The sequence below is a fragment of the Rhodococcus sp. WS3 genome, assembly GCF_003797085.1.
GTDB lineage: Bacteria > Actinomycetota > Actinomycetes > Mycobacteriales > Mycobacteriaceae > Rhodococcus_F > Rhodococcus_F globerula.
Map to the genome: position 1 here is coordinate 193,515 of NZ_RKMA01000005.1, position 18,697 is coordinate 212,211.

Here is an 18,697-nt window from a genome sequence, read left to right on the forward strand (position 1 = left end):
TATCTTCCCTTCTGTGACGGCGATTCTCTCCATACCGCGCTAACCGCGCGGATGCGCGATCTGCCGGCGGTGTTGCTGCGGTCGATTACCTGGGATCAAGGCTCCGAAATGGCCCGTCACATATGATCGCTCGATCGCTCGATCGCTCTACTTCTGCGATTCGCGTTCCCCGTGGCAGCGCGGCTCGAACGAGAATCTCAATAGTTTTTGTCAAGCCGTGTGAGCTTGAATTCGCGGTCGATAGGGCTGGTGGTCGCGGAGCATTGCCCAGATCACGTTGACTCTGCGTCGGGCGAGAGCGAGGACGGATTGTGTGTGATTCTTGCCCTCGGATCGCTTCTTTTCGTAGTACGCGCGCGAATCCGGGCAATATCGTGCGGCACTCTGCGCCGCCAGGAAACTGGCACGCAACAGCCTCCGGTCGTATCGGCGCGGACGATGACGGTTACCGCTGATCCGGCCAGAATCGCGTGGAACAGGTGCCAGACCTGCAATCCCGGCTAGACGATCGGCGCTCTCGATGCCCGATAGACCACCGCCGATCGCAGCGAGGAACTCGGCGGCGAGCCGCGGACCGAAACCCGGGAGGCTGAGCAGGATCTCCGCGTCCACATGCTGCCGGAGCAGAGCCTCAATCTCGTGATCAACGTGCGCCACGTTCTCGTGCAGACGCAGAACCTCCTGGGACAGTTCAGAGACGATGCGTGAAGCGATGTCCTGTGATCGGACAACCGTGTGTTGCGCGTGCGCCACCCTGACAGCGGTCTCTGCGATCAGCTCTCCCTTCGTCGCCTCGGATTTGACCAACCACGCCGACACGCGTCTCGTCCCGGCCCTACGTAACTGATCCGGTGTCTGATATCTCGTCAACAAGACCAAGGCGCTCTTGTTGTTGGCATAGTCGAAAGCGGCTTCGAGACAAGGAAAGTACTCTAACAGCGTCGCCCTCAGTCGATTCAACGCCCGAGTCCGGTCGATCACCAGATCCGCACGCCGCGCCGTCAACAACCGAAGGTTTGCACTGATCTCGTCGCCATGTCGGAGCGGCTGAAGGTCCCGCCGCATCCGGGCTTGGTCCGCGATGACTGCCGCGTCCTTGGCATCAGTCTTCCCGTCGCCGCGATACGTACTCGCGGCGTGATGAACCGTCTTGCCCGGGATGTAAAGCAGTTCTTGGTGGTGCATGGTGAGCAGTTCGATCATCAACGCCGCTCCACCGTGATTCAGATCCGTTGCTCACGTCACTGCATCCACCTCGAGTGCGTGCACGTTCGCGATCAATACGAGCAAGTTGCTCTCGTCGTTCGCCACCCGACGCGATAACAGCTGCCGGCCGTCTTCGTCGATCACGACGCAGTGATGGTGACTCTTGCCCGCATCGATTCCAGCCCACACTCTGACCATCATGCTCTCCCTCCGTCAGCGCGGAAGTGAACCGTCCCCGATGCGAACGGCCATGCCAGCAGTTCCTTACCAAGCGATGGATCGCGACTCTCAATCAGCATCACCGGGGGCTGTCGTCCCCACCCGGAGGGCGGGAAAATCTAGTGTGTGGTCACCTCGGCAGACGTCGAGACCGCTTGGCGCGTTCGAGCCCGGCAATCAGCAGGATGCGAGGATGTCCGACAGGCACCCGGAAGTGGTGCTTCGAGCACGAGTATCAGACTCTTTCGCTTGCCCACCCCCGACGAGGCGACCACACCCTGCCGAATCAGGAACGGACGAAGAGGTGACCGGCTATGGACCTGATGCATCAGCGATGTGCAGGCATCGACATCAGCAAAGCAGACGTGAAGGTGTGCGTTCGTGTTCCAGGGCCGCGGCGACAGTGACACAGTGAAGTGCGAACGTTCTCGTCGATGACCGCAGATCTGCTGGCCATGCGGGATCGGCTGATATCGGAACACGTGAGCGTGGTCGGCATGGAAGCGACCGGTGCGTACTGGAAGCCGATCTTCTACCTGCTCGAATCCGACGTCGAGTGTTGGCTGCTCAACGCCCGACACATGAAGACCGTCCCCGGGCGCAAGACCGACGTCAAAGACTCCGAGTGGATCGCGAAACTCGTCGAGCACGGGCTGGTACGACCGAGCTTCGTTCCCCCTCAACCCATCCGGCAGCTACGGGACCTGACTCGGTACTGCACCGAAGTCGTGCGTGAACGCACCCGCGAGATACAGCGTCTGCACAATCTGCTCGAAGATGCCGGTATCAAGTTGACCACCGTCGTCTCCGACGTGATGGGAAAATCCGGCCGTGCGATGCTCGAGGCTTTGATCGCGGGTGAACACGACCCGGTGTCCTGGCGGAGTTGGCGTTGGGGCATCTACGGGTCAAACGAGTTTCGCTGATCGAAGCCCCGACGGGACGGTTCACCGACCATCACGGTTTCCTCGCTCGCGCCATGCTCGACCGCATCGACTCCGTCACCGAAATTGCAGTCACGTGTCGACGCCCGCATCGACGAACTCGTGGAACCGTATCGCCGCAAGATCGAACTGTTGGCCACGGTCCCCGGCGTCAGCGAACACGCCGCCGAGTCGATCCTCGCCGAGATCGGGGCCGACATCACACAGTTCCCCACCGCCGGGCATCTCGCATCCTGGGCGGGTGTGTGTCCGGGCAACAACGAGTCTGCGGGCAAAACTCCTCCGGGACGACGAGGCCGGGTGATCCTTGGCTCAAAGGTGTTCTGGGACAGGCATCAATCGCCGCATATCGAGGTAAAGACAGCTACCTCGGTGCGCGCTACCGACGGGTGATGGCGCGGCGTGGGCGCAAACGTGCACTCGTCGCACTGCAGCATTCGATCCTTGTCGCCGTCTGGCACATGTTTACCCATGACACCCTCTACCGAGATCTCGGCGGGAACTACTTCCTTGAACGAACCGGGAAAACCCGGGCCACCCGGCGTCTGATCGGCCAACTCAACCACCTCGGCTACCAGGTCACACTTGATCCGATCACCACCATGTGACCCGAGTTACCAGCGCGCCTCACCCCGATTTTCGTATCAGTGGTCAAGCCGTTGCGAGACGCCGGGCGGCCAATCTCGTTGAGCCGTCCTAACGGCGGCAAACACTAACGAGCCATACCCGACGTCTCCGGGCCGGTCGAGAACCTACGACGTCTCCGATCCGCGCCCTTCCACCGTAAGGAACTCCAACGGGCTGTTGGAGTGGTCCACTGTTGCGTGACTAATTCTCCGAAGGGGACGGACCTCACCATCCATTCGCCGGAACATCTGCTGGCCGTGGAAAACGAACTCAACAGCCGGTCCTCAAAGACCATTGTCCGACAGAGCTGTTCACGGCGCTGCTGTTCACGGCGCTACTAGAGTCACAGAATCCATCGGTGTTGCGACGTTGACCAGAACCCAAGTCGCATCAGGGTTGTCAGAATTCCACTCACCCGCACGCGTAACGGACTTCCGGACTGCGCGACGCACAGCCTGATCGAAGCCCTCCGGAGCGTCGACCATCACGGTGAAAGTCTCGTCCGTGAACTCGAATCCGACAGCGGCCTGCACCTCGATGGCGTAGGTGCTGCGGACCCCGGAGGCGTTGACACGAACCGAGACGACGCGGTACGCGCCCTTGTCCTCCGAACGCGCAGTCGCGTCAGGATGCAGTGATTGAGCAGTGCGGAACCGCTTCGCGAGGTGGCTTTCGAATGGAACGTTTTCTGTCGCAGTTCTCGAATATCTTTGTCCGCGAACGGACTCGAACGAATCGTCCAGGGCGGATGGTCGCGCCCCCTTCCTTCTCATGATGAACGGCCGTACAACGGTGAGGCATGCCATCTGTACGCTGAGTTACTGACCTTCTTCGAGCATCGGCACGTTGCGGCCACGCTCGGCGAGGAACTCCGAAAGTTCCAGCTGGACAAGCGAACCACAGAAGACGGCGACATGTCGCGGTTCGCGATATGCAAGGCTCAGATGGAGTCGACGTATGCACCCGTTTCCTGACCCACCTGTGTGACATTGATGAGTTTCTTGCTGCGGAGAACGGTTCGAGCGATGTCGAGGTAGCGGCGAGTTAGTGGCCCGACGGCGTCCTTGTGGTAGGCCAGGGCGAGGGGTACGGCTGTTTCCGGTGAGCGCAGGGGCCGGTAAGTAACGCCGTTCATGCGCAGATGCCGGATTGATTCGGGAGCCAGCGAAACGCCGAGGCCGGCAGCGACCATGGCAACCAGAGTGGCAGTCTCGCCGACGTGTTGTCTGATGATAGGCATGAATCCCGCCTGAGCACACGTGTTGATGAGGGTGTCATACATGGTGGACGGCGCCCGGTAGCCGATGAAGTTTTCGCCGGCGAGATCGTCGAGATCGATCGCGGTATAGGTGGCCAAGCGGTGTTGGACGGGAACGACAGCCATCAGCGGTTCGTTGCGCAGAAGTTCGACGACGATCTCCGGAGCCTTGACCGGCGGGCGCAACAGACCGACGGACAAGGTTCCGTCGAGCAGAGCGTCGACTTGTGCCGGAGAGAGCATCTCGCTACGAAGGGTGAGTTCCACATAGGGACTGCGCTCGCGGTAGGCACGGACAAGATTCGGCATAAGCTCATAGGTGGCCGAGCCGATGAATCCCAGCGACAACGAGCCGATCTCACCGCGGTCGGCCTTCCTGGCGGACTCCACCGCGTCCTCGGCGGCGGCTAGCAGGCTTACGCAGCGGTTGTAGAACACGCGGCCGGCTTCGGTCAGAGCGATCGAGCGCGTGGTGCGCTCGAGCAACGTCACTCCGAGCTCGCGCTCGAGTTTGCGGACCTGGTGCGAGACCGGTGATTGGGCGACCGAAAGCCGCTCAGCTGCCCGAGTGAAGCTGCCTTCATCGACGACGGTCACGAAGTACTTCATATGCCGTAGTTCCACATTCCCATCCTATATTCAGACTATTAAGATCTCAATCAACCAACAAATTAGTGTTGGACATCTAGATATTCGGTTCCTACTCTCGACATAGAGAGCTGAATCACAGCAAGGGCCAACGGTTCGTCAAGGACCAACAGCGGTATCACTCAACCATCCGAGAGAACACGTGACGGCACAATACGACACCATTCTGTCATTTCCGTGATACTGCGGAGCGACACCGCCCGCCACCATGACTTGCCTCTCAGCTACCCCGTGCCTGCCCGATAAGGAGAGACCTATGACCACCGCACTCTGGACTCCGGAGCACCCTCAGACGACTGGGGAAACCTCCCCGAGTACCTTCCACCCTCGCGTCGATCCGGCCACCATCCGTCGAGCCATGAGCCGCGTGCCCACCTCGGTCGCGGTCGTGACCGCATCACTTGATGGCGAACCGGTCGGCATGACCATCGGGTCGCTGACCTCGGTGTCGCTCGATCCGCCGCTCGTGGCGTTCTTCGTATTCTCCGGATCCTCGACGTTCGCCCAACTGCGCCGGTGCGAACAGTTCTGCATCAACGTCCTCGCCGAGGATCAGGCGGAGATCTGCCACGGATTCGCCCGCCGAGACGGTGGAAAATTCGAGCTCGGCGAGTGGAAACACCATGAGGGGGTACCCCGCATCGCGAACGCGGTAGCTACGGTGCTGTGTGAGCGGGAGAGTGTCTTCGAAGCTGGCGACCACCTCGGGATGCTGGGCCGAGTCACCGACATCGAGTTCAGCGACAACCGCCCCCTGCTCTACTACCGCGGGCAGACCTCGCAACTACACAACCGCGATCTCTAAGGATCCCCAGCGGTCCCCTCGTTGCAGCGGCAGAGAAACACGCACGACGCGGGTCCGGTTCATCAAGTGTTTATGCCATTCCTCAATGAACAGCGTCCAAGAAGAAATATGCAGTTTAGCGAGCGTATGCCCGAATCGTCCGGGAGCGAAAGCTTCCTAACCAAGTTTGCAAACCGCCCCAATTCTATTCACGCGCACTAAAATGCCCGCCATCCGACAGATGTTGAAAACCGTAAATGTGGTTTCAGGGTATCAGCTTAGGTGTCAGAGAAAATGTGGCAAAGCAATTGCGAAAGTGACATTCTCGACTTTGCGCTGCTCTGGGAGCCACTTGGAGGGCCAGCTCCGGAAACATTGCAGAGGCCTTCGCGATCGATATCATGCAGTACGCTTTCCGACTCCAGGCTGATGCGAGAATCCAGCTTGCCCGTCTTCGCGACGGTGTCGTGGGTCCCGAGCGTATCTATGGGCTGTCCGCGATGGGCGCGCTCGATCGAGACCCCCACAAATTCGCGACCTAAGAGTGACTTCTACTTCCAAACCCATAGTTGCGTTTGCGTCAACGTAACATTTTCTTATGAGGTTACTCAGTGGGCCAGAATAGGTTAAACGCAAGTAGCATGAATCGTATATTACGAACGTTGATCAATGCGAGAATACCGTAGGTCGAGTTCTGGAACTATCGAAGATCTAACAGTTCTTATGCTGCGACCTAGCGTCTGATATCGCGTATTGGAGTTTATACCGGATCGAGAAAAGGGGAGTCGAGCTCGGTTGAGGGTTAGCCGCAAACCCGGATGTCGATCGCGCTAGTGTCCTGCGCCTGAAATTCATCGTATAAGTTGTTTCGATCTACAGATAGCCGGTGTAGAGCATTCCGAGCCGGAGCTTGTGTTGACCGATAGCAAGAGAAATCAGTTGCTCGCGTGGTCTCTGGAACCGTACCGGGCGGCAGTTCGGGCTCGAATCATCTTGGCGTGCAACCGCTGACGGACGGATTCAAACTGTCCACAGATCCGCAGTTCGTCGACAAAGTCGTCGATGTTGTTGGCCTGTACCATAATCCGACCGCGTATGCGGTGGTGCTGTGTAGACGAGAAGAGTCAGATGTAAGCTCTCGATCGCTCGCAAACAGTCCTCCCGATGATGCCCGGCAAGCCCGAACGGCGCAGCCACGATTACGTCCGATCCGGTGTCACCAGCGTGTTCGCAGCCTTCGACATCGTTGACGAGACAGTGATTTCCGCGCTTCATCGTCGCCATCGGGCTGTCGAGTTCAAGAAGTTCCTGGTCGCCATCGACCAAACGGTCTCGACCGAACTTGACATACACCTCATCTGTGACAACCTCGCGACTCACAAAACTGTCGCCGTCCGGGACTGGTTGGCGAACATACACGGTTCCATATCCATTTCACGCCGACCAGATCGTCGTGGATCAACCAGGTTGAGCGTTGGTTCGGGTATCTCACCGACCAACTCCTACGCCGTGGAGTCCATAAAAGTGTTGCGGCACTGCGCGGCCCCGCGGACTGCTCCGTTGTCGACACCCCACATGTCGGCAGTGAGTCAGCGTAGGGCAGTGGCGTTGGCTGGCGATCCCACTCCGCCGACGAGCGGCATCGGGGAGACGGTGATCAAGCAGTCATGACGGCGGTCGTTGGCGCAAGCCTCTGCCAGGGCATCGAGGTCCCACAGTTCCCCGATGGGCATGCCCAGCAGCCCGATGAGGGCGCGGTGCATGATGCCGGCGTGGGGATCACTGGTCTCGCCGCGACGCTCGGCGTCGGACAGGAACGGGGTGCCTGGCTGCGCGGGCCAGCATTCGAAGGCGAAGTTGTCGGCGGCGACCATGGCGATACGGTTGTCCCACAGCCACTCCATGACGTCTTCACTCTGAAGCACGCCAGTGTGGAACTGCTTGTGGACCAGGTTTTCTCGCCATTCGCGTTCACTGTGGTTGCGGTAGAAGTCGAGCCAACCGAACCGCAGTAGGAGGATATCGCCGGGGTGCACCGGAGTGCCCTGGGCATCGAGGGCGGCGGTGATCGTCGCGAGCGCGACGGGTTCGCCGGCACGGTGATCGAGTGGCGTTCCCTGGCTGCGAATGTAGCGGTCGATGTCGATGAGAATTGCGCGGCCGGCGATGGGCAGTTGGGCCAGATGGTGGATACTCAGGGACTCCGTTCCGGGGGTGAACGCGGCGCTGTCGGCGCCGTTGTAGAAGCCGTAATCGGGGTGGGCGATGTGGCGTAGCCCGTCGATCTGGGAGCCGTATTGCGTGTAGAAGTGGTCCAGCCATTCGTCCCGGTGGAACGGGGTGCGTTGGAAGATGTGGTGGTCGAGCGGCTGTCTGGTCGGTGCCAGGGACGGCCAGATCGTGTCCGAGCGCAGATCGAGGGAAAAGGCCTGACCTGCGCGGACGGAGTCGGCGGAGCGCGTCAGGTCGGCCAGTTGGAGGAAGTTGAGGGTGCCGAGCTGATCGTGTGGGCCGAACAGGTTCCACGACGACCCGGGGGGAGCGTCGGTCCGGGCCTGGAGCTCACGGTAGGTGGGATAGTCGATGGTGGGCACGCCAGTGTTGTCGGTGGGATGGGTCATTGGGTTGTCTCCCGTAGGTTTCGGTGGGCGTAGTTACCGTCTCCGAGGGCGGCGCTGATCCGTTGTGCCGCCTTGACCAGTGTTGGAACGAGCTCGGCGACAAGTCCGTCGAAGGATCTCGACGCCGTACTACAGGACAGCGAGAGCGCGGCGACCACGCGTCCCTCGGCATCGTGGACAGGCGCGGCAGCGGAGCGGCGACCCAGTTCGAGTTCCTGATCGACGGCGTCCCATCCGCGGGCACGGACTAGATCGACCCGGGCGGTCAACTCTCCGCGTGTGGTCAACGTGTGGTCGGTGAGGGCATGCAGGGTGGCGAGTTCGAAGTACTCGTCGAGTTCCTTCGTCGACAGGCCCGCCAGGAGAACGTGCCCCATCGACGTCGCGTGCGCGGGCAGTCGGGTTCCCACCGCCAGGTTGATGCTGGTGATGCGCTGCCGTTGAACGCGATTGATATAGACCACGTCGGTGATGTCCAGAGTCGCTAGCGAAGTACCTTCTCCGATCCGGTCAGTCAGTGCTTCCATAACCGGTTGCGCCGCCGCGGGGAGGTTCACCGAGGATAGATACGCGTACCCCAGGCTGAGCACGCGAGGGGTCAGCGCCCACTGGTATTCCGCCGATCGGGCGAAGCCGAGGCGCTCGAGGGTCATGAGGATCCGCCGAACGGTCTGCTTGGTGAGGCCCGTTGCCGCGACGAGATTGTTCAGTGAGAGAAAAGGGCCGGCATGCGAGAACGCGGTGATCACGCTGATGGCCCGCTCGATCGACTGGATATAGTCGCGACGATCAAAATCCTCTGATGCGCTCATGTGCAGTCTTCCTCACCTCTTGACTCGGACACTGTGACGGACCTAACGTATCAGTGTCCGCAATACGGTTCAACCGTACGGATTGCGGACGACGAATTTTGTCGTCAGCTACACCGGCGGTAGGGACCCTCCTCGCCCGAAGTCCGGGCAGTCCGCCGGCACTCTTTGACCCCTCCGGAAGGAATTCGCCATGACTCACCCCGACGTGGCCGTCGACGGCCGTATTCACACGGTTGTCGAAGATCTTGAGCAGGTCCTGCTCGAATTCGTCCGCAAACACCAGATCACGCACTCCGACTACCGTGCCGCGACCGATCTGATCATCGAGTCGATCAAGGCCGGCGAGGAATCCTTGCTATTCGACGTCTTCTTCGAGGCCGAGGCCACCGACGTCGGTAATCTCGGCCGCGACGGCAGCCCTGAGGCAATCGAAGGGCCGTTTTACCTTCCCGGCGCGCCAATCCTGGATGGGCCGTTGAACGTGATGCCACAGCGCGACGACGAAAAAGGCCAGCCACTACTCTTTCGGGGCACGGTGACTGATACCGATGGCCAGCCTCTGGGCGGTGTCGAACTCGATCTCTGGCACGCCGACGCCGATGGGCTGTACTCGAACATTCACCCGAACATTCCCGACTACAACTTGCGTGGACGTTTTGTGTCCGAGGCCGATGGCACGTTCCGAGTTCTGACGATTCTCCCACCGCCCTACGAGATCCCCAAGGACGGGCCCACCGGGACCGTGCTCCGTGCCCTCGGGCGCCACTTCTTCCGTCCGGCTCACCTTCACATCAAGTTGCGCCACAATGACTTCGAGGACATGACCAGTCAGCTGTACTTCCAGGGCGGGGCGTATCTTGACAACGATGTCGCCGGCGCCGTGCGCGATGGCCTTGTCATCGAACTGCGCGAAGTCGACGACACCGCGCTGATCTCCGAACAGGGCCTCGATCATCCGTACACGGACGCACGCTACGACTTCGTGCTCGCGCGGACACATAACGCCCCGCTCGAAAATCGATGAGCGCGATGATCATTTCCTCGATCGAGACCGCCATCCTCGATGTCCCCCTGCGCCGACCACACAAGTTCTCGATTCTGACCATCAATTCGCAGAGTCTGCTGCTGGTTCGAGTCACCACCACCGACGGGATCATGGGGATCGGTGAGGGCGTCGTCCCCGGCGGACCGTGGTGGGGCGGTGAGTCGATCGAAGGAATGAAGATACTGATCGACCGTTACCTCGCTCCGTTTCTCGTCGGGAAGGACGTGAGTCGGGTCTCGCACCTCGCTCGCACGCTGGACCACATGGTCTCCGGTGCCGAGTTCGCGAAATCTGCGGTCGAAATGGCGCTGTGGGACGTGTGTGGAAAAAGCTACGACTTGCCGGTTTACCAGTTGCTCGGCGGATTTCATCGAGACCGGCTACCGGTGACCTGGGCACTAGGAGCCGAAACCGCGGATGTGGTCATCGAGGAGGCTCGAAAGAAACTAGACGCTGGAGAGCATCGATCGTTCAAGCTCAAGATGGGGTCGGATCGTCCCGCCGACGACGTCGCACGGGTCACCTCGGTAGCGCAAGCCTTGGTCGGCGACGCGGACCTCGCAGTCGATCTGAACGGTTCGTGGGATGTTCTTACGGCAGAGCGGTATCTGCCCGAACTCGCCGCGGCAGGTGTCGGGTTGATCGAACAACCCGTACCGCGGTGGGACGTGCGATCGATGGCGCGCCTCGCGGACCTGCTCACTATCCCCGTCATGGCTGACGAGAGCCTGCGTACCGCGCATGATGCGGCACACCTGTGCACCACCGGCGGTGCCGACGTTCTCGCCGTCAAACTCGCCAAGAGTGGAGGCATCAGCAATACGCTCACCGTCGGTGCGGTCGCCGACTCGTTCGGTGTCCCCTGCTACGGCGGAACCACGATCGAATCCTCCATCGGCACAGCAGCATCTCTGCACGTCTTCTGCGCGATGCCGTCGCTCACAGCTGGAACCGAACTGTTCGGGCCCATGCTGCTCTCCGACGACATCGTGGTCGATCCCGTGGTGTTCAAGAACGGACTCCTGCACCTCCCCTCTGGTCCAGGACTCGGTGTCGAACTCGACGAACAAAAGGTAGCCCGGTACGCCCGCGCCTGATGGCGTCGTAGAAGCCTTTCCCTCCACGACCGGACCGACCGACCTCGGACTACCAGGGCGGAGGCAGCGACACGAAGATGTGTCGGCGTGTCACGAAATCGCCCAGTTGCACGCTTGTATTCAGATCATCAAGGTCTCAATAGCTCAACAAACTGGTGTTAGACATCTAGAAACTCGAATTCTATCCTCGATCAGAGAGGTGCATCACAACCGGCATTGAAAGTGTTCGGCCTCTCTTCAGAGCCCGTGCCGCCGGTCGCGGTTTCCCTCACCGCACGTTCAGAAGGAGAACATATGAAAATCAATTTGTTCCTGCAGGCGCCGTACCGGTACCTTCCCGACGACTTCGAAACCAAGTACGAGTCGGTGTGCAGCATTCCGTACTCGCTCGTTGGCCGTGACGGCATGTACTCGTCGTATCGTGATTTTATGGACGAGCTGATGCTCGGTGCCCGCAGCGGCTACGACGGCGTGGCCATCACCGAGCATGGCCAGAGCAGCTACGACATGGTACCCAATCCGGACCTGATCGCGAGCGCACTGGCCTACATGACCGAGGCCGAAGGCCTTGAGGTCGCCGTCTACCCGATGGGTCGTTCCCTCGGCAAGGCACGCGAGCCGCTTCGGGCGGCCGAAGAGTACGCGATGATCGACGTGATGAGCGGTGGCCGCCTGGTCGCCGGCCTGACGGTAGGCCTGAGCTACGACGCCAACATCAACAACGGCGTCCCGCCGATCGAGGTCCGTCCCCGCTTCGACGAGAACCTCGAGCTAGTTCTGCGGTCCTGGCGCGAGCAGGAACCATTCGCCTGGAACGGTCGGTACTCGCAGTACCCGATGGTGAACATGTGGCCGCGGCCCTTGCAGGAGAAGGTGCCGGTGTGGATCACCGGCATCGGCAACCCCCGAACCATGCGGATGTGCTTCGATCGCGGCTTCGGTTTCAACTACCTGAGCTGGTTCGGTGCCAAACTGACCGGGAAACGGATCTTCGACCGCATGTGGGAGCAGGCCGATGAAGCGGGTGTCGCCCGCAACCCATACCGTGTCGGATTCCTGCAGACCATCGCGGTGTCCGAGACGGACGCCCGCGCCGAGGTCGAATACGGTCCGCACCTCGAGTACGCCTTCCGTAAGGGCTTGGGCTCGATCCCAATCGAGAAGCTCGGCCTACCCGGCGCCATCGACATAAACGGCGTCAAAGCCCTGATCAAGGATCCTGGTGACTTCGGCCTTTACCACAAGATGCGCAACGTTACCTTCCGCGAACTTGTCGACGCAGGCGTGGTTGTGGTCGGTAGTCCTGACACCGTCGCCGAACAGCTGCTCGACTTCTGCCGTGAATACGGCATCGGCAACCTGCACGCCATGCTCGGCTTCGGCTCGCTGCCCAGGCACCTGGTGATGAAGAACATCCAGCTGTTCGCCGAGGAGGTACTGCCACGGCTGCGCAGCCTATGGACTGACACCGACCACGAACACCACTGGTGGCCGAGCCGCCTCGGTGGCAACCCGATCGCCTACGAGACCACCGCCAAGACCACCGCAGGAGTGAACGTCCGATGATCACCAACCCCACCATCACCGAGCAGACCCTCGACGTCTGGGGCGGCCGGCTGAGTATCACAGTCAAGGTGGCCGGGGCCGGCGCGCCGCTGCTGTATCTGCACCCAGCCGGCGGCCTGACCTGGGATCCGTTCCTGACCCACCTGGCGTCGCGCTACACCGTCTACGCCCCCGAGTTTCCCGGCACCAGCGAAGGGAACCCATACGCCATTCACGCCATCGACGCCCTGGGCGACATGGTTCTCGTCTACGAGGAACTTATCCGAAAGCTTGGACTTGAGCACCCGGTCGTGGTTGGGCAGTCCTTCGGCGGCATGCTCGCCGCCGAGATCGCCTCGGCGTTCCCTGCACTGCCTGAAAAGCTGATCCTGCTCGATCCGATCGGCCTGTGGAACGAGGCCAACCCGACCGCGAACTGGGTGGCGACTCCTCCCAACCAGCTGCCAGCGCTGCTCTTTCACGACCCGTCAAGTTCCGCCGCCCAAGCGATGCTTGCCCCGTCCGACGACATCGCACAGCAGCAGGCTGGTGCAGCGGCGATAGTGTGGGCGTTCGGGTGCACCGGCAAGTTCGTCTGGCCGATCCCGGACCGCGGGCTGTGGCATCGCCTGCACCGACTCTCCGCACCCACGTTGATCGTCTGGGGGCGCAACGACAAACTCGTTTCGGTGGACTATGCCGAGCACTTCCACAAGCTCGTCACCGACAGCACCGTCACGATTATCGACGACTGCGGCCACATCCCCCAAGTCGAAAAACTTGACGAGACTATCGAGACCGTCGACAAATTCCTTCTCTGATCGCAGAGAAGGTACTCGCACTCTTTCCCGATTCCCCGTCGCCAGGCGACCAACCCATGCCCCCAGCACCGAACCATCCTGCCCTGCGGTTCCCGGACCATGGCTGTGTGCGCACCCCCGTCGCCGTCGTCATCGCCCTGTGCGACGGGAACCGGTCAGCATGACCATCAGATCACCAACCTAGTCCCCCTCGACCTTCCACTGCTGGCGTTCTTCGTCTGCTCAGGATCCCCCGTTTTCGCCAAACTTTGTGACTGCGAACGGTTCGGCATCAATGTCCTCGTCGAATCAACTTGGCTTCGCAAAACTCGACGGCGCCCCGTTTTCGCCTTCGGTGAGTGGGAGTACCGCCACGACGTCCCCACCATCAAGAATGCCGCCACCACGGTGCTATGCGAGCAGGACCACGTCTTCGAGGCCGGCCAACACCTCGCCAGATCACCAACGTCGAGTTCAGCGACAACCCGCCGCCAGCCGGTCCACTACCGCGCGGCCAAACATCGCAACTCCACGACAACCAACAGTCGAACGACTGAGAGCATTGCACCCCTTCAGGAGCGGACGACCCTCACCCGCCAACTCCCAAACGAAATCGGCTTTGTAACAACTGCTTTGGAGGCATACCCCGCATGAGCCTGGTTTTCGATCACGTCACCCTAGGTCAACGTGTGATGTTCAGCTCCGGACACGCCGCCGAGAATCTCGCGACAGAAGTCGACCGTCTCGGCGCCGACCGGGTGATGGTCATCGCCTCCCGATCCGAACACTCGGTCGCCCCCGATGTGGCCCGAAACATCGACGTCGCCCTATTCCACGACGATCTGGCCCCACACGTCCCCGTCGCTAAGGCCGAGAAAGCGCGGACAGCGGCAGTACAGAACGCGATAGACCTGCTGGTATGCATCGGTGGTGGGTCAACGATCGGAATGGCGAAGGCGGTGGCCCTGACCACCGGACTGCCGATCGTCGCGGTACCCACCACCTACGCCGGTTCCGAGGCCACCAACGTATGGGGGCTGACCGAAACGGCACGCAAAACCACCGGCGTCGACGACACGGTATTGCCTGCAACCGTGGTCTATGACGCCCAGCTGACCCTGTCGCTTCCAGTAGAACTGTCAATCGCGTCCGGGCTCAACGCCATGGCTCACTGCATCGACTCGATGTGGGCGCCGCGCGCCGACCCGATCAACCGGGCCCTGGCCTCCGAGGCAATCCGGTCCCTCGCCGAAGGGTTACCCGCGATCAAGACCGACCCGCACGATGTGACCGGGCGTGAGCAGACCCTGTACGGCGCCTACCTCTCGGCCGTCGCCTTCGGCTCCGCCGGATCCGGTTTGCACCACAAGATCTGCCACGTCCTCGGCGGTGCCTACGACCTGCCCCACGCCCAGATCCACGCCACCGTCCTGCCCTACGTGCTTGCCTTCAACGTGCCAATGTCGCCCGAAGCCGAACGCCGGATTGCCGCCGCGTTCGGCACCGGCACCGCCAGCGCCGGACTCAACGGTCTGCGAAATGTACTGGACGCCCCCCGGGCCCTGAAGGACTACGGGTTCGACGAGTCGGCCATCCCCGAGGCCGTCTCATTGATCCTGCCCGTCGTACCTGCCTCGAACCCCCGCCCGGTCACATCCGCTGACCTCGAGGCACTGCTGCGCGCAGCCCATTCCGGTGAAACCCCGGGTGGAAACTGATGTGTATCCGACAGACGGCGACCGAGTCGGCGGGGATCGCTCGACTGGTGTTCGATGCGTTCGCCGCTCTGAAGTCGATCGTAGTTGTCGCACCGCTCACCTTCGTCGTAGCCCAGGCGACCGCCGGCGCGAACGGTCCACGAGCCGATCTCAATTCGCCCAGCGAAACGGTGGACGAGCACCTTTGTGGGTGTGCACTCGATGGCCTACTCATATCAAAAGGAAGACACGCGTGAGCGAACCCACCCCGACCACCTACCATGACTGCTACCGGCTCAGCATCGAGGACCCCGAGCGATTCTGGCTGGCCGCCGCAACCGCCATCGACTGCGCTCGACGCGACGGAGGCGCCGACGTACCGATGGTTCCCCGACGGCCGACTGAACACCTGCTTCAACGCGCTCGATCGGCACGTCCATGCCGGCCGTGGCGACAGCACGGCCCTAGTTTACGACTCGGCCGTGACCGGCGAGGTCCGCCGCTACAGCTACCAGCAGCTACTCGACCAGGTGAGCCGATTCGCGGGAGGGCTGTCCGAGCGAGGAGTGCGCCCCGGGGACCGGGTGGTCATCTATATGCCGATGATCCCGGAGGCTGTCGTCGCGATGCTCGCGTGCGCTCGGATCGGCGTCATCCATTCGGTGGTCTTCGGTGGGTTCGCTGCCGCCGAACTCACCGCACGCATCGACGACGCCAAACCCACAGCGCTGCTGACCGCCAGCGGTGGCCTGGAACCGACGCGTTCGATCGACTATCTCACCCTGGTCCGTCGAGCAATTGCCGATGCTGTTCATCCACCCCGCACGGTTGTCGTCAAACACCGTGCGGGGTGTCGGCCGTGCCGGATCCGAACTGGTTGGACTGGGACGTTGTTGCGGCTGCGGAACCCGTTGCGCCGACCACAGTCTCGGCCACCGACCATCTCTACCTCCTCTACACCTCGGGAACGTCGGGGCGTCCGAAAGGTGTCGTCCGGGACAACGGCGGACACGCCGTTGCGCCGGCCTGGTCGATGCGACATATCTACGACATAGGGCCTGGACAGACCATGTGGTCCGCCTCCGATGTTGTTTGGGTAGTGGGCCACTCCTACATCGTTTACGCACCGCTTCTGGTTGGTGCTACCACTGTCCTCTTCGAAGGAAAGCCCGTCGGAACGCCCGATGCAGGGGCGCTCTGGCGGGTCATCGCTGATCACCGGGTCGACACGTTGTTCACCGCCCCGACGGCGCTGCGAGCGATCCGGAAGGTCGACCCGGACGCTACTCTTCTCGCGGACTATGACACCACATCACTTCGCACCCTTTTTACCGCCGGGGAGCGCCTCGACCCAGCGACTTATGCTTGGGGTGGCGACACCCTGAACGTACCCGTCGTCGACCATTGGTGGCAGACCGAGACCGGATGGCCGGTCTGTGCGAATTTGCGTGGGTTCGAACTCATGCCTACTAAACCTGGATCACCCAGCGTTCCCGTCCCCGGGTTCAGGCTCGCGATCCTCGACGACGACGGTCGTGCTCTCACCGAATCCGGCCAGGAAGGGACGATCGCACTGAAGCTGCCGCTGCCACCGGGAACTCTGACCGGACTGTGGAATGATTCACACCGATTCACGAGTTCCTACTTGATGGCGTTCGACGGTTTCTACGACACCGGTGATTCCGGTTATGTCGACGACGACGGCTACCTCTTCGTTCTTGGGAGAACTGATGACGTCATCAATATGGCTGGGCATAGATTGTCCATCGGACGACTTGAAGCGGTCATCGCCTCCCATCCCGCGATCGCCGAGAATACCGTCATCGGTGTACCTGACGAACTCAAAGGACAACATCCCAGCACCTACATCGTCCTCAAATCCGGCTCGTGGATCGACAGCAGCACGCTCCGGCACGAGCTCGCCACGCTTGTCCGTCAACAAGTCGGGGCCATCGCTGCACTTCATGATTGACCATCGTTGAGGCACTACCGAAAACCCGGTCCGGAAAGATCCTTCGGAAGACGATGCGGACCATCGCTGAGGGCGGCGCTACCGTCATCCCATCCACCATCGATGACGTCGGCCCTCTCGTCTCTATCGAAGCGGTGCTCCGGGCCAACTTCCCCTTGCGGGCGAACCTCGACCCCGATCCCACCGGCATCTGATCACCACGGCAACAACCGAGGCCCCGGCAATGCAGCAACATGGGCACAAGAAACTATTTTAAGGACCCAAAGTAATGGCCGAGCATATCGACCGACACACGCATTCGACCACGAGTCAACCCGGAGCAGTGCGAACCAGAGCCAAAATCCTCGCAGCCGCAGCCGCAGCCGCAGCCGCAGCCGCAGCCGCAGCCGCAGCCGCAGCCGCAGCCGCAGCCGCAGCCGACGCGCAGGCTACTCATTGACCAGCATCAACGAGGTGGCTGCCGATGCCGAAACAACCAAGGCGTAATATACTTCCACTTCGCGTCGAAAGAAGCGATGGCACAGCAGCTTGTCAACGACTGGTCAGCCGTCGTACACAAGGCATTCTCCGACGCCGCCGCAACCGGCGAACCCCTCACACAACAACTCACAACAGCATTCGGCGGACTCGCACACCACCTCGAATCGAATACGAACCTGCGAGCCGGAATGAAGCTCAGCCTCGAACCATCCATCGACGGCGCACACCATACCTACATGCAGTGGGTAGATGCCACCGGCGACGTCATCAACTGCGCTGTTGCGGCTGGCGACATCAGCAACAACGGCGCCGATCGACGACTCGTATGGAACCTCTGCGCAGGATTCACCGGCGCCGTCCAAGTTTCCACCATTCTCCGCGACGACGTAAACCTCACCCCCCCCCCCGCATCGAAGACACCCTCGACGCGCACATCTCCACAATCACGATCCGCAGCGCAGCGCAGAATCAAGCACCAATCGGGCGGGACCGAGAAGTTCAGCGGGATCTCGGCGCCCAGACGCCAGACAGAACGAGCAACGGATCGCCGGCGCCGCCCTAGAGAATCCGCTGCGAACGCGACATACACCCCGAACCGGAGTTGACCGTGAATCCCAAAGAGCCAGGACAACAGGAGCATTCGGTACCAGACGCGCAACCGTCACCTCGTCTCGAGGGAAAAGGCAATCACGACCGCTTCCCCGCGATTCTTCACCACCAGGGGGGTGAGGAAAAGATCTTCCTTACAGAGCTCGAAATCCCCACTCACACAGCACCATTCCAGGCATCAGCGCTTCGCGCGCTCATCACGAAGATCTCCCGTGATCAAGCCCTCGATGCCGACACCACGGCGGACCTCGTACTGGCAATCGATACAGCCGCGATCTTCTTACTCAGCCACGCGGCGCCGGACGGTGCACTGAAGTGTCAGTGCACGCTACG

13 protein-coding genes and 4 pseudogenes are annotated in these 18,697 nt (G+C 61.3%); 12 read left to right on the top strand and 5 right to left on the bottom strand.

Features of this window, described 5'->3' with window-relative positions:
* Window positions 1-81: 81 nt before the first annotated feature.
* Window positions 82-202 (top strand): annotated as a pseudogene (locus EEB13_RS32540) (IS30 family transposase); the annotation flags it as partial.
* Window positions 203-210: 8 nt separating this feature from the next.
* On the opposite strand, the pseudogene EEB13_RS30390 reads toward EEB13_RS32540, so the two are convergent.
* Window positions 211-1,404: pseudogene (locus EEB13_RS30390) on the bottom strand (IS110 family transposase).
* A 335-nt stretch (window positions 1,405-1,739) separates the two neighbouring features.
* Here EEB13_RS30390 and EEB13_RS30395 point away from each other — a divergent pair.
* Window positions 1,740-2,977 (top strand): annotated as a pseudogene (locus tag EEB13_RS30395) (IS110 family transposase).
* A 345-nt stretch (window positions 2,978-3,322) separates the two neighbouring features.
* Here EEB13_RS30395 and EEB13_RS30400 read toward each other — a convergent pair.
* Window positions 3,323-3,769: a hypothetical protein gene (locus EEB13_RS30400; protein ID WP_141486961.1), complete on the bottom strand. Its 447-nt coding sequence runs from the start codon at window positions 3,767-3,769 to the stop codon at window positions 3,323-3,325.
* A 167-nt stretch (window positions 3,770-3,936) separates the two neighbouring features.
* Complete coding sequence (locus EEB13_RS30405) at window positions 3,937-4,878, bottom strand: LysR family transcriptional regulator (protein ID WP_141486962.1); 942 nt, start codon at window positions 4,876-4,878, stop codon at window positions 3,937-3,939.
* A 280-nt stretch (window positions 4,879-5,158) separates the two neighbouring features.
* Between EEB13_RS30405 and EEB13_RS30410 the strand changes: the two genes are divergently transcribed.
* Both EEB13_RS30410 and EEB13_RS30415 read left to right on the top strand, forming a co-directional pair.
* Entirely contained in the window at window positions 5,159-5,707 is a 549-nt protein-coding gene (locus EEB13_RS30410; protein ID WP_052683262.1) for a flavin reductase family protein, read from the top strand.
* Between the two features lie 1,146 nt (window positions 5,708-6,853).
* Entirely contained in the window at window positions 6,854-7,357 is a 504-nt protein-coding gene (locus tag EEB13_RS30415) for a hypothetical protein (protein ID WP_410055793.1), read from the top strand.
* Here EEB13_RS30415 and EEB13_RS30420 read toward each other — a convergent pair.
* Window positions 7,276-8,307 carry a cyclase family protein gene (locus EEB13_RS30420; protein ID WP_045063361.1) on the bottom strand — a complete coding sequence of 344 codons (1,032 nt, stop codon included), beginning with the start codon at window positions 8,305-8,307 and terminating at the stop codon, window positions 7,276-7,278. The two genes, EEB13_RS30415 and EEB13_RS30420, sit on opposite strands and share 82 nt — an antisense overlap.
* A complete protein-coding gene (locus EEB13_RS30425; RefSeq protein WP_045063359.1) occupies window positions 8,304-9,119 on the bottom strand; it encodes an IclR family transcriptional regulator C-terminal domain-containing protein in 816 nt (271 codons plus the stop codon). Before EEB13_RS30425 ends, EEB13_RS30420 begins: the two co-directional genes overlap by 4 nt.
* Window positions 9,120-9,309: 190 nt before the next feature.
* Here EEB13_RS30425 and EEB13_RS30430 point away from each other — a divergent pair, with 190 nt between their 5' ends.
* From EEB13_RS30430 to EEB13_RS30465, 8 genes and pseudogenes are all read left to right on the top strand, one after another.
* Window positions 9,310-10,143 (top strand): dioxygenase, encoded by an 834-nt coding sequence (locus tag EEB13_RS30430; RefSeq protein ID WP_141486963.1) that lies wholly within the window; start codon window positions 9,310-9,312, stop codon window positions 10,141-10,143.
* The gene (locus EEB13_RS30435) at window positions 10,140-11,261 is read left to right on the top strand and encodes a muconate cycloisomerase family protein (protein WP_141486964.1); all 1,122 of its coding nucleotides are present in this window, start codon (window positions 10,140-10,142) and stop codon (window positions 11,259-11,261) included. The genes EEB13_RS30430 and EEB13_RS30435 overlap by 4 nt, the downstream gene beginning before the upstream one ends.
* A gap of 294 nt (window positions 11,262-11,555) precedes the next feature.
* The gene (locus EEB13_RS30440; protein WP_141486965.1) at window positions 11,556-12,827 is read left to right on the top strand and encodes an LLM class flavin-dependent oxidoreductase; all 1,272 of its coding nucleotides are present in this window, start codon (window positions 11,556-11,558) and stop codon (window positions 12,825-12,827) included.
* Complete coding sequence (locus EEB13_RS30445) at window positions 12,824-13,627, top strand: alpha/beta fold hydrolase (RefSeq protein ID WP_045063352.1); 804 nt, start codon at window positions 12,824-12,826, stop codon at window positions 13,625-13,627. Before EEB13_RS30440 ends, EEB13_RS30445 begins: the two co-directional genes overlap by 4 nt.
* 629 nt (window positions 13,628-14,256) lie before the next feature.
* Window positions 14,257-15,324 carry a maleylacetate reductase gene (locus EEB13_RS30450; RefSeq protein WP_141486966.1) on the top strand — a complete coding sequence of 356 codons (1,068 nt, stop codon included), beginning with the start codon at window positions 14,257-14,259 and terminating at the stop codon, window positions 15,322-15,324.
* Window positions 15,325-15,556: 232 nt separating this feature from the next.
* Window positions 15,557-17,469, top strand: a pseudogene (locus EEB13_RS30455) (AMP-binding protein).
* A 74-nt stretch (window positions 17,470-17,543) separates the two neighbouring features.
* Complete coding sequence (locus EEB13_RS31735) at window positions 17,544-17,714, top strand: hypothetical protein (protein ID WP_187328652.1); 171 nt, start codon at window positions 17,544-17,546, stop codon at window positions 17,712-17,714.
* Window positions 17,715-17,790: 76 nt separating this feature from the next.
* Entirely contained in the window at window positions 17,791-18,360 is a 570-nt protein-coding gene (locus EEB13_RS30465; protein ID WP_141486967.1) for a hypothetical protein, read from the top strand.
* Window positions 18,361-18,697: the final 337 nt, after the last annotated feature.

What these genes read in the sequence shown, in the direction of transcription:
- EEB13_RS31735 (WP_187328652.1), top strand. Translation starts at nt 17,544, where the DNA reads ATGGCCGAGCATATCGACCGACACACGCATTCGACCACGAGTCAACCC.
- EEB13_RS30410 (WP_052683262.1), top strand. Translation starts at nt 5,159, where the DNA reads ATGACCACCGCACTCTGGACTCCGGAGCACCCTCAGACGACTGGGGAA.
- EEB13_RS30425 (WP_045063359.1), bottom strand. Translation starts at nt 9,119, where the DNA reads ATGAGCGCATCAGAGGATTTTGATCGTCGCGACTATATCCAGTCGATC.
- EEB13_RS30435 (WP_141486964.1), top strand. Translation starts at nt 10,140, where the DNA reads ATGAGCGCGATGATCATTTCCTCGATCGAGACCGCCATCCTCGATGTC.
- EEB13_RS30420 (WP_045063361.1), bottom strand. Translation starts at nt 8,307, where the DNA reads ATGACCCATCCCACCGACAACACTGGCGTGCCCACCATCGACTATCCC.
- EEB13_RS30430 (WP_141486963.1), top strand. Translation starts at nt 9,310, where the DNA reads ATGACTCACCCCGACGTGGCCGTCGACGGCCGTATTCACACGGTTGTC.
- EEB13_RS30450 (WP_141486966.1), top strand. Translation starts at nt 14,257, where the DNA reads ATGAGCCTGGTTTTCGATCACGTCACCCTAGGTCAACGTGTGATGTTC.
- EEB13_RS30440 (WP_141486965.1), top strand. Translation starts at nt 11,556, where the DNA reads ATGAAAATCAATTTGTTCCTGCAGGCGCCGTACCGGTACCTTCCCGAC.
- EEB13_RS30400 (WP_141486961.1), bottom strand. Translation starts at nt 3,769, where the DNA reads ATGAGAAGGAAGGGGGCGCGACCATCCGCCCTGGACGATTCGTTCGAG.
- EEB13_RS30445 (WP_045063352.1), top strand. Translation starts at nt 12,824, where the DNA reads ATGATCACCAACCCCACCATCACCGAGCAGACCCTCGACGTCTGGGGC.
- EEB13_RS30465 (WP_141486967.1), top strand. Translation starts at nt 17,791, where the DNA reads ATGGCACAGCAGCTTGTCAACGACTGGTCAGCCGTCGTACACAAGGCA.
- EEB13_RS30415 (WP_410055793.1), top strand. Translation starts at nt 6,854, where the DNA reads ATGCCCGGCAAGCCCGAACGGCGCAGCCACGATTACGTCCGATCCGGT.